The 11,782-nt window shown below is 38.2% G+C and carries 7 protein-coding genes; 2 read left to right on the plus strand and 5 right to left on the minus strand.

What is annotated here, in order from left to right; genetic code table 11:
• Positions 1-17: 17 nt before the first annotated feature.
• Genes pbpC through NDQ75_RS05535 form a run of 4 tightly spaced genes read right to left on the minus strand, consistent with a single transcriptional unit; the run spans position 18 to position 9,451 of the window.
• The gene (pbpC, locus tag NDQ75_RS05520; RefSeq protein ID WP_202028395.1) at positions 18-2,402 is read right to left on the minus strand and encodes a penicillin-binding protein 1C; all 2,385 of its coding nucleotides are present in this window, start codon (positions 2,400-2,402) and stop codon (positions 18-20) included.
• The gene (locus NDQ75_RS05525) at positions 2,381-7,915 is read right to left on the minus strand and encodes an alpha-2-macroglobulin family protein (RefSeq protein ID WP_202028396.1); all 5,535 of its coding nucleotides are present in this window, start codon (positions 7,913-7,915) and stop codon (positions 2,381-2,383) included. The genes pbpC and NDQ75_RS05525 overlap by 22 nt, the downstream gene beginning before the upstream one ends.
• 13 nt (positions 7,916-7,928) lie before the next feature.
• Positions 7,929-8,348: a hypothetical protein gene (locus tag NDQ75_RS05530; RefSeq protein WP_202028397.1), complete on the minus strand. Its 420-nt coding sequence runs from the start codon at positions 8,346-8,348 to the stop codon at positions 7,929-7,931.
• A gap of 32 nt (positions 8,349-8,380) precedes the next feature.
• Positions 8,381-9,451: an isoaspartyl peptidase/L-asparaginase family protein gene (locus NDQ75_RS05535; RefSeq protein WP_202028398.1), complete on the minus strand. Its 1,071-nt coding sequence runs from the start codon at positions 9,449-9,451 to the stop codon at positions 8,381-8,383.
• 146 nt (positions 9,452-9,597) lie between these two features.
• Here NDQ75_RS05535 and NDQ75_RS05540 point away from each other — a divergent pair, with 146 nt between their 5' ends.
• Positions 9,598-10,098 (plus strand): CAP domain-containing protein, encoded by a 501-nt coding sequence (locus NDQ75_RS05540; RefSeq protein WP_202028399.1) that lies wholly within the window; start codon positions 9,598-9,600, stop codon positions 10,096-10,098.
• Positions 10,099-10,188: 90 nt separating this feature from the next.
• Positions 10,189-10,734: a 3-hydroxyanthranilate 3,4-dioxygenase gene (locus NDQ75_RS05545; protein WP_202028400.1), complete on the plus strand. Its 546-nt coding sequence runs from the start codon at positions 10,189-10,191 to the stop codon at positions 10,732-10,734.
• A gap of 11 nt (positions 10,735-10,745) precedes the next feature.
• On the opposite strand, the gene NDQ75_RS05550 is transcribed toward NDQ75_RS05545, so the two are convergent.
• Positions 10,746-11,774 (minus strand): PepSY-associated TM helix domain-containing protein, encoded by a 1,029-nt coding sequence (locus NDQ75_RS05550; protein ID WP_202028401.1) that lies wholly within the window; start codon positions 11,772-11,774, stop codon positions 10,746-10,748.
• Positions 11,775-11,782 lie beyond the last annotated feature (8 nt).

An 11,782-nucleotide genomic window follows, 5' to 3' on the forward strand; every position in this document is an offset into this window, starting at 1 on the left:
GTTTTATTTTTATAAGCCTAGGTAGTTTTTTCAACTTCAATAAAAATGGTCTTTTCATTGCCCTCTTCATCAATGGCAGTCAGCGTATGTGTTCCAACCGAAGGGAGTATGGCGACTTCATGAAAGTTTTTGGTCTTTCCTAGGTAAGTGTCATCCAGATACCAAAACACAACCGAATTGGCACTGGCATGGGCAATTTTGCATATCAGCTCGCCTGTTTCACCTTTAAAATTCTTGGTGAGCACTATTTTATTCCCATTTTTCGGGTAAATAAAGTCCATTATCTCTTTAGGTTCTCCATCGCAACCAGCGAGCATAGGGGGGAGCGTTTTATAATCCGCATTATTATTTTTGAAGTAAAACTCCATTAAAGGCGGAAGTTTAAACCAAGCTTCCGTTTTCATTTCTTCCAAAGAGTAGCAATCACCATTTACACGATACTGCTTCTTATCGTCTAGGTGAAACAATTGGTGAAACGGACAAACATCAAAGTTTTTTCCTGCAAGGGGAACCTGCATTTCTGTGGATGGGCAAATAGGGGAGGCCAAATACCCACTAGTTTTACATACAGTTACTTCCGTTAAGGCATCAAAAGGTGTATTAAACCAATCTCTTTTTGGAAGAAGATTAAAAACATCGAATAAAATAGGGGCGGCGCTGCTTACTCCCGTAAGGTTGGGGCGTCCTTCCCCATCGGCATTGCCAACCCAAACCCCGACAAGGTATTTTTTGGTCACTCCAATAGCCCATGCATCGCGGTTGCCGTAACTGGTGCCTGTTTTCCAAGCTATTTCTTCAGCTGAATCAAAAAAACGCCAAGCTTCTTCTCCTGGTCTGTTTACCTCTTTTAAAGCTTCAAGGGTTAAGAAAAAGCTTCCGGCATCAAATACCGTTTTTTCAGCGGTTTTCTTTCCGAAGTCAACAATTTCTGACTCATAAAAGGTGGGTTCTCTAAATTCTTTTGAAAAGTATTCACTGGAAGTTTCAGTAAAATGATTAACCGTACCGGCCATACCGGCATACGCTTTGCTTAGGTCCCACAAGCTGCTTTCCGCGCCTCCCAAAATAAGGGAGAGCCCATAATAGTTAGCCGATTTATCTATATTTTTTTGCTGAAAGTATTTTAGTTGTGTCCTAAATTTTTGTAGTCCGTAATCCTGCAGCAATCGCACGGCGGGAACATTTAAAGAGCGTGCCAAAGCGGTATGTGCAGGAACCGCACCTGTATATTCTTTCTCAAAATTTTCGGGTTGATAGCCTCCAATTTTTGTTGGAACATCGGCTACCAAGCTATTGGGAAGCAGTTCGCCGCTATCTAACATAGCAGCATAAAGAAAAGGTTTTAACGTACTCCCCGTACTTCTCGGTGCCTGAATAACATCTACATCTTTTTGATGCTTTTTAGTGGTAGGAGTATTCCCAACGTACGCCAATAGTTTTCTAGTTTCAATATCCATTACCAAAACACCCGCATTAAAAACGTTATTTTGCCTAAGATTGTCATAATGCCTTTTTACGATGATGTTGGTTCGTTGTTGTAATTCGAGACTTACGCTTGTTGTTGTAATTTTTCCCTCTTCTTTGTTTTTAACCAATTGCAATAAATGCGTTGCGTGCTGCGGAAGGGGGAATGGCTTTTCGGGCAAAGGTTCTGTTATGGCCAGACGGTACGTAAGCGAATCTATATCTTTTGTGTCAACTAACTTTTTAAGTAATCGGTTTCTTTTTTGTAATAGACGCGCTTTGTTTTTCCCTGGATAAATAAGGGAAGGAGCATTGGGCAAAACAGCCAGGGTGGCGGTCTCTGCCCAAGAAAGCTGGTGGGAAGGAATGCCAAAATAGCGCCAAGATGCTACTTCCAAACCTACCACATTCCCTCCAAAAGGGGCATGTGTAGCATACAATTGTAAAATTTCATCTTTGGTATGGCGAAATTCCAGTCGGGTAGCCAGAATAATTTCTATCAATTTCTCAAAATAGGTCCGGTTTTTACCCGCTCTTGAGAGACGGATTACCTGTTGGGTAAGCGTACTTCCACCCCGAATTATCTCTCCCGCCTCAATATTTTCTGAAAAAGCTTTGAGTATAGAAACCGGATTAAACCCCGGATGCTGATAGAAATAACCGTCTTCAAAAGCGATTATACTTTTCTTGAATTTCTCTGGAAGACTGTCGCTGGAAGGAAAACGCCACTGCTCATCCTTTGCAATTTGCGCACCAAGCAATTGTCCCTTTTTATCAAGGATTACGGTGGAAAACGGACTGTCAAACAATGGCTTCGGAAGCGAAAAATAATACCCAACAAGTAAAAGAACGGCAGCAATGATTAAAATCCGCCGCCTTTTAGTTCGAAAAGGGCCTTTTCTTTGTTTCCTATTTTTTACTGAACCACTTTTACCCATTTGCCTTTCGTTCTCACCATAAAATCATCGTCATACATAGCTTCCGCCTGTATCCCGGGCAAATAATAGTTCCCCAAATAGGATGCATTTAATAGCACTCTAAACGTTTTGCTTTCGTTTTCCTGTATATCAAAATAGAAATTGGCACGGTCATCCCGTAAATCGGTATAGTTGGCTGGATTTTCTTCAAACGCTCCAACGTCAGTAAATCGTGTATTTATAATTTCCCATCCGCTGGGGAATATTTCGGTAAGCGCTACGTTTTTAATAGCCTCCGCTTTTGCATTGGTAATAGTGACTTCAGCAATAAAATTAGTGCCCTGCGTAAGAGTGGAAATATCCATTGGTTTGCCGTCATATCCTTTGTAAGAAATAAGCGCTTTTAAATTTCTTGTTTCTGTTTTTTCTTCGCCAACCGGAAGTTTGCCACTGGTTAAAACACGTATAAAAACGGTATTATCTCTTTTGTTTTTTACCTGAATACTATTAGAGGTTCCTTTTATTGGAAGACTTCTATTGGCAAGTGTTTTTTCACTGTCAATGTTTTTTGTAGCTCCATTAATTGAATAAGTTAACTGTATGCCTTTCCCTCCGATAAAGGAAGCGAATTTAGCCATTGCCAACAAGCCGTAAGCGGTTGTTTGTGTACTCATATATTCTTTTGAAGAAAGGTCTTTTGCAATCATTTGTGCCAAATCTTGAGCCTTTTCTTTATTTTTCAAAAGAATAAGTGTTTCCAAAGCCATGGCTCTGTTTCTTTTCGTAGACCCAAAAGTGTAATAATCGTATTCCACTGGGGCAAAATTGATATTTGCTGAATTAAAAACTACTTCGGCAGCTTCTTTCTGTCCAATGAGCGCATAGGCAGCTGCCAATCGGTGTTTAGCTTCGTTGGAAATACTGGAAGTTTCCCGTAAACGATTCATTGAAGGAACATCGGCATTTCCCGATAATGCTAATGTAAACAGTCGGTAAGCTTGTGATAAATCAGAGTTATAGTTCGTGTACCGCCATTGTTTCGCCATTTGCTGTTGGTAGCGAACCCATTTCGATTTGAAACTGATAGGCAGCACATATCCTTTCTTTTCTGCTTCCAATAAGAAATGCCCTGCAAAGGAAGTTCCCCAATCGCTTGGTTGACTTTGCCCTAACCAATAGGAAAACCCTCCATTGGGTAATTGAAAGTTTTCAAGTCGGTCGATTGCTTTTTCAATATTTTGCTGTATTTTCTTCTTTTTATCAAAAGTAAGGTCAAAAATATCCGTTAGGAATAATTGGGGAAAGGCTGCTGAAGTGGTTTGTTCCACGCAACCATGCGGATACCTAATTAAATATTCCAATCTACCGGAAAAGTTCATTGGCGGTAAAGTGGAGAATTCTATTTGAGCACTGTTGCTGCCTTTTATACCGAAAGTTTCAAAGGCAATTTCCTGAGTAGCATTGGGTTCTAAAATAATTTCTTGAGCGATGGTTGAATACGGATTCGGATTTACTACGTCCATTTCAATTTCATAGGAAGCTTTTTCTTTACCGGAAGTTGCATTCACCTTAATTTGTCCAATTCCAGTAATATCATTCACTTGAATATCAAAATAAACCATTTTTTCATCCGGTTCGCTAAATGAAATCACCTTGGTTTTTTCTCCAAGAATGGTAAAAGCATTGTCTTCCGAAAGGGAAACCGTTACATTTTTAATGTTTTTTTCCATTGCAAAAACCGTTACTGGAAGAGTAACCGTCTCTTTGGAAGTAAGCTTACGCGGCGCTGATGCCAAAACCATTACCGGTTTTTTAACGGGAGTTGATTTTTCTGCAACTCCATATGCGTTTTCAGCTACATTTCCAGCAATAACCATCGTTCGAACGGCACCGATATATTTTGGGACATCAATTATATGAGTTTTGCTACTGTTTTCAGCTAATTCAAACGGACCGTAGTAGCGAACCATTGGTTTAAAACGGTTGGCTTTTTTGTTTTTTGCGCCCGCGGCCATGCCATCACCACCAATACTAAATACTTGGTCTACTTGTCCGCCAAAAGCCCCAATAACATCATCATAGATATCCCAGGTTTTTACACCTAGTGCTTCGCGCGCAAAAAAGTCATCCCAAGGATTCGGGGTTTTAAACCTTGTTAAATCCAATAATCCTTCATCTACAACGGCAAGCGTATATGTCATTGCCTTTCCATTTTTTTCATCCACTTTCACTCTGTATTTTTCTTCAGGTCTTAAAGTACTGGGCATGCTAATGGTTGGTTCTAAAATGGTTTTCGGATTGGTTACCGAGATAGGAATAACACCATACATGCGTATCGGTGCATCATTTAGAGTGGAAGCGTGAGGTTGCAGCAACGAAATATGAATGTACACATTTGGAGCGTACAGGTCTTCTATGGGAAGCTCAAATTTAGTTTCGTCTTTTTGTGGAATGACCCACATTGAATTAATTACTTCATTTCCGTTTTCAATCGTTACCAAAGCTCTGCCGCCTTCACTGGAAGGAAAGGTTACAATGGCATTTTCTCCTACTTGATAATCTTCCTTATCAGAAGAAAAAACAAGCATTGTTGCCGCTTCAGGGTCTTGGTTTTTAGATTTTCCAGCCCAACCTGGCCAATCGAAATAAACCGTTTGTCCGGTGGCGTGTCCACTTTCAGGGTCTTCTACACGCACCAAATACCGTCCCCACTCCGGATATTTCAATTCAAATTTAAAAGTAGCTTTCCCGTTGTTTTCTGTTCGTATTTTTTTAGAGAAAACCTCTTGCTGATAATTATCGGCATTAAACGTTGATAGGTTATCTGCAGAGGTGTCCCACCACCATCGCCAATCTATTTTGTAGATGGAGACTTTTAAATTGTTTACAGACTTTGGTTTTCCATTTTCGTCTACTGTGGCTATTTCAAAAGTGTGCTTTTCGTCAGTAAGAAGCATGTTTCTCGCCGCGTCCCCATCAGGAACTCTTAAACCAACATAGGTGTTATACGGAGAATACGTTTTAGAAAAAACATCCGTGCTAAAATCGCCACCGTTTTCATAGACTTTTGTTACAAAAGAAGCTTTTAGCATTCCCGGTGCCTTGTTTTCAAGTTGAGGTTGTAAGCTGAAAGAAGCTTTTCCTTCGCTGTTTATTTTGCCGTCAAAAACGGTTTGATCTTCCACGGAAAATCTGCGGGTTGGGTCATCGAAAACATAATTGGAGAAGTTATCGAAGCTTGTTTTCGTTGCTGAAAACATTGCTTTAACATCCGTTTTCATATTCCTGGCAACAGCTCCGTGCAACCAATTAACGCTTAGATTCCCTTTAATGGGTTTGTTGGAAGAAAGAAGATCCTCATTAAAATCAACTTTAATTTTTAAGCGGTTGGGTTTAATGGTTTCAATATTTAATTGTTTTGAAAATGTAGCTCCGCCGACTTTAATTTTGGCGGTCCATTTCCCTGTGGGTGCAGTAATATCTGTTACGGTATTGAAATTGTAAAAGCCACCAACGCTGGTATTTTGAATTTTCTTATCGACCACTTTCCCATAAGGATCGGTTAACTCAAACTTTATAGGGTGGGTGTCCGGAATTTTACTGCTTTTATCATTCAGAATAAAGTTTAGAAAAATTGAATCTCCTGGCCGCCAAACTCCTCTTTCGCCGTAAATAAAGCCTTTAATTCCTTTTTGCAGTTCTCTTCCAGCGACGTCAAACTTACTTACCGATAGTGAATTTCCGTCGTTTAGTTTGAGGTAGGTTTTTTGATTGTTTCTTTCTGCGATAACAAAATATACAGGAGCGGGAGCATCAAAAATGTCGGTGCCCGAAGCTTCTGTAATTAAGTCGCCAATAGGTTGTTGTTGGTAATTGTAAAAAGTAACTTTTGTACCGGCAAGCGGGTCTGTTGTAATTAAATTGTTGACGCTAATAAAATAGCTTTCGTTTTTTCCTTTTTTAACGGTTAAGCCAATATCGCTGGCAATTATATTAGTTTTTACGGTTTTGTTGTAGTAGTAAGAATTGCTACAGGGATTTTCTCTTTCGTTCCAATTGTAATCTTGGTAATAATCGTTGTCCCAATAGGTGTTTTGGGTTGTTGGTGACCATTCTTCAGAAGTAGCAACATCATTTTTAAAATTACTGTAATCGTTTAGTTCAAAAGCTTCTGTATTGGTATAATTATCACAAGAATAGGAGCTGTATTTTCTTCCGAAGGAAAACTCCACACGATAAATAGCACCGGGGTCTGGCGTAATAAGTTCCCTTAAATCTACCGCATAAGCATGCCAATTCCCTGTGTTTTTGGTAAGGTTACTTTGCAGTTCTATCGCCTTTTTAGCTACAGGTCTGGCTACGGATCTTAAGTTGCCGGTTCCGTTGATGTCTTCATTTTGTAAATACTGAAGGATGTTGTTTTCATAAATTTTAATAACCGTAACGTCAACGGCTTTTAAGTTAACCGCTTCAAAATTGATTTTAAGGTTGTTTGAAGATGGCAAAATAGTCCCGCTACTTAATAAACGCACTTGAGGCTTTAACTGTTCAAAAGCGATGTTTTCAGAAAAAATATTCTTCAGCTTATAACCATCAACACTTTGCACGCCTTGAAAAATAGTGAGCTGACTAACCCCTTTTATTTTTTGGTTTGGATAGGCTTTTAATACGTTTCCGTCGATAATAAATTTTAGTTCCTCCGCACCTTTTAAAGTAATAAGTCCATCGAGGTTTTGGGATTTATTTAATGGATCGGAAAAATTGATTTCCAAATATTGATTTTCACCTTGAAATGAGATAACATCTACAACGGAAAAATTGTTTTTACCTCGAATCTTAATTTTCGCGTCACCTTTTTCATTAATATCCATGGATTTTCCGTCCCATTGAATCTCAATTTCAGAATCTTCATCAAACCGTTGTATACTATCTATTGTAAATGGAATTTGTGTTCCTTCGGAAGTTAATTCGTCAAACTTTATGGAAAGTGTTTTTCCATTTTGATAAGCGCTCACAACTCCTTTAGCGTTCTCTAAAGAAACGACATCGCTGCTGCGGAAACTACCTTCTAAATATTGCCAATCTTTGGAATAGGACTGCAAGTTTCCTGTGGTTACATTAAACTCTTGCTTAATCGTTTTTATTTTAAATGCAAACTCATGAAATTCTGAAGGCAAATCGTCGATGAGTCGGTCTAAGTCTAAAGTAAACGTGTATTCTTTGTCTTGCTGAAAACCGTTTTCGGGAATAAAAGCAACTGTTTGATTGTTTAGTGCCACCACTTTCCCTTCGGTATGCGGGGAAACTGAAAAAAGTCCGTCCTCTAAAATTTCATTTTCTTCCAAAGTAGAAGAAGGGTTTCTTAAAACAACTCGAACATCCGATTTTGCTGAAACAATACCTGCCGAAACATCGGAAACATACGGTCGGAATTTGTGCAGGTTTTCTTGGTACTCTTTGGCTTCCTCCTGTTTGTTTTTACAACCTAAAGTTACAATGGCTAAAAGGCAGATAAATATATTTTTTATGGACATGACATTATTAAGATTAAATTCCGTAGCCACCGTAGTGTGCTTTAAAATATGCACTAAATGCTTTCAAGAGATTTTCGAAGTTTTCATTGTGTTTTATCGCTATTTCTTTAATTAGCTTTCTCAATTTAAACTTTTTTCTAAACCCAAAGAAAACCATTGTAAAAAGGGAAATGCTCACAGCCCCAACGAAAATAACCACTCCATTTCTAATCAGGGAATAAGTATCCATTGGGTATTCTTTTCCTGCAAAAATAAGGTTGTAAAGAACAATGCCAACAATGAGTACAAACAGACAAGCAATCGTATAGTTTTCTAATTTGGCTGCTTCTCTGTACAATTTTGATAGTTGTTTTAGCTCCTTTTCTATTATTTCTAATTTAGGTGATGTTGGATTCTGTTGAGGTTTGGTACTTTGTTCTTCCTTTCTTATCATTCTTTATGTAAACTATATTCTTTACAAAAGAACTAATTATTTGCATAAATACCAATATAAAGTTCTCCATCACCATTCATGGAAGCTCTGTACATTCCCGCAGTGTTAAATTCCATTGCTACATTTCCTTTATGATCTATGGCAATTATACCACCGTTTCCACCCATTTTCGGTAATTTTTCCTGAATCACTTTTCGCGCCGATTCCTGCAGAGATTTATTTCCATATTCCATCATGGCGGAAATATCATAAGCAATTACGCCGCGTATAAAATATTCTCCCCATCCAGTGGAAGAAACAGCACAGGTTGCGTTATTGGCATACGTCCCAGCTCCAATTATTGGCGCATCGCCAACACGCCCCCATTTTTTATTGGTCATTCCTCCTGTGGAAGTTCCTGCGGCAAGATTCCCATGTTTATCTAAAGCAGCACAACCCACAGTTCCGAATTTATCGTCTTTAATGTATGGGTCGTAAAAAGCAGTTTTATCATCATGATCCAGTTCTACTTTTTCTCTTTTCTGAGCTCTTTTCAATGATTTCATACGGTTTTCAGTAAAAAAATAGGATGAATCCACCATTTCAATGCCTTGCTCTTTAGCAAATTGTTCGGCTCCATCGCGGGCGAACATGACATGCTCTGATTTTTCCATTACCGCTCTTGCCAAGTTTATAGGATTTTTTACAGTTGTAACTCCAGCAACGGCTCCTGCATTTAATGTTTTTCCATCCATAATGGAGGCATCCAATTCATTTTTCCCATCATTGGTAAAAACAGCACCTTTACCCGCGTTAAAAAGTGGAGAGTCTTCTAAAACATTGATTGTTTTTTCAATAGCGTCTAGACTTGTACCCCCTTTTTCTAGAATTGCATATCCTGTTTGTATGGCTTCGGTAAGTTTTGCTTTGTAGGCAGCTTCGAGCGAGTCGCTCATGTTTTCTTTTAATATAGTTCCAGCACCACCGTGAAGTACAATACCAAAATTATTTTCGTTTGGTTTTTGAGGCTTTTCTGTAGATTTTTCAATGGTTTCAGTCGATTTTTTTTCTTCGCAAGCGCTAAAAATCAGTAAGCTAAGCAAGATGTATGCAATTTTTTTCATAAAAAAGAGTTATGTTTAAAGTAGCGATACACTAAAGTAAACTATTCCCAATTCTTACCCAACTCATACCCGCTCTTTATTTAAAGATGTAAAATACTTTTGGGGTCCCATTTCTCACACATGTACGTTTTTAAACGACATTTATAATGAGAAAATTTAGAATAATGATTTCCTTTTTATTTGCAATTGCATTTTTGCTTTCATGTTCAAATGAAGAACTTCAAGAAGAAAGCTTTATAGACGAAGCACAGCTGCGGAATACAGTTAAAAGTATCGAGCAGGAGGTATATTTGTTGGTGAACGACTATCGTATTCAGGAAAAATTAACTCCGTTGGAATATAGCAATTTAGCTTATCCTTTTGCTGAAGAACAAACGCGATATATGATTTCGAGTGGACATATGAAACACAATAATTTTAACGAAAGAGCTACTTCTTTAGCCAACGTAACCGATGCTGTTTCTGTAGCAGAAAATATAGCGATGAATTATCCAACCGGGAAAGAAGCTGTGGCTGGTTGGATTTCAAGTGCAGGACATTTAAAAAACATCAAAGGAGACTTTACCCATACAGCGATTAGCGTTGCGGGTGATAAAAATGGTGTTCTCTATTTCACTCAGCTCTTCTACCGGGCGCCTTCAGAATAAATATTTTATATCACGATTGATCAAATTCAGTGAAATGCTTCTCCTTTCAATGGAAGTTACTTACTTTTAGAGTACTTAATTATTTCTGAAATGGCTATAGCAAAACCTTTTAATTTACAGAAGTGGATAGATGAAAACCGTGCGTTTTTAAAACCACCAGTAGGAAACAAAAATCTTTACAAAGAGGCTGATGATTACATTGTGATGATTGTTGCAGGGCCGAATGCTAGAAAAGACTATCACTATAACGAAACAGAAGAGCTATTTTATCAGTTGGAAGGCAATATAGAAGTTCATATTCAAGAAAATGGTGAAAAGAAAACCATGGAATTGGGTCCCGGGGATATGTATTTGCATCCGGCAAAAGTGCCTCATAGTCCGGTTAGAAAAGAAGGCTCTATTGGTTTGGTTGTAGAAAGAAAACGAGCAGATTTAGACGGAAAAGACGGATTACTTTGGTTTTGTGATAATTGCAATAATAAGTTGTATGAGGTTTATTTTCCTTTGAATGATATTGAAAAAGACTTCCTAAAACATTTTAAGCATTTTTACGAAAGCAAAGAGCTTCGTACCTGTAATAACTGCGGAACTGTAATGCCTGTTGATAAGCGTTTTATTGCTGATGAAGAGGATTAATTATTGGAATTCTATTTTCTTTTAAGCCAAATTATAAAACCCGTAACCGATAAGAAAGGTCCCGAGAGTCCCACCAGCGCGTATAAAATTTTAATGGGCAAGCCGCCAAATTGACCGAAATGCATTGGAGTGATCATGCTTTCCAGTTTTGTACCTATGGAAGCTTCAGCAATTTTAACGGATGTAACTATTTTTCCTGTCTTGTAGTCTGCTTCTATTTTATTGTAAAATTCACTAAAGTAGAAAGGGTCATTTTTAAAAATTCCGTAAACAACTATTTTTCCTTTTTCTGAAGTGGGAAAGCGCAAGTAAGTCGGTTTATAATCAGGATAATCATTTTTTATCTCTGCCAACAGTTTTTCAGTAGACGTTTCTATTAGAGGGGTCTTTGCTTCCGAAGGACTTTTTAAACCGGCTGTGGCGACTTTGTAAGCCAAAAATACTCCGGAAATTACGATAACACTATTCAAAAGTAATGCCCAAACACCAACATAGCGATGGATAACCGAATAGCGGTTTTTTTTATTGCTCCATTTTAATTTGGTCTTAAACGCTAAGGTTTTCCAAAAAACCTTTCTGTATAAAATAGTACCAGTAATGATGGAAAGCAAAAAGGCGATTCCGGCAAACAATATTAAAAATCGTCCCACAACGCCGGCATGCAGGGAATAATGAAGTTTAAGAAGCCATTTAGTGATAGTGCTATTGGCATCTATTTCTTTGATAATCTTGCCAGAACTTGGGTGTACAAAAACATATTTTCTGGCGTTCGGACTTCTTAGATTAAAAACAAGAGTTTTGTTAGGTTCAAAGGTTATTAAGCGGGTGTCCCAATCTTTATATTCTTTTTGAATGGTATTTAGGGTCTTATCGATGTTCCGCTCAGAAGGGATGCTTTCGATTTCATACTTGCTAAATTCTGCTGCATCGATTTCTTGGTTAAACACCAAAATGGTACCCGTAATGCCTAGCACTAAAAGAAAAGCACCTCCTAGAATGCCAAAAAAGGAATGATATTTTAGAAGGATGCGATTCTTCATTTAAAATT

The sequence above is a fragment of the Galbibacter mesophilus genome (genome assembly GCF_023721415.1).
Classification (GTDB): domain Bacteria; phylum Bacteroidota; class Bacteroidia; order Flavobacteriales; family Flavobacteriaceae; genus Galbibacter; species Galbibacter mesophilus.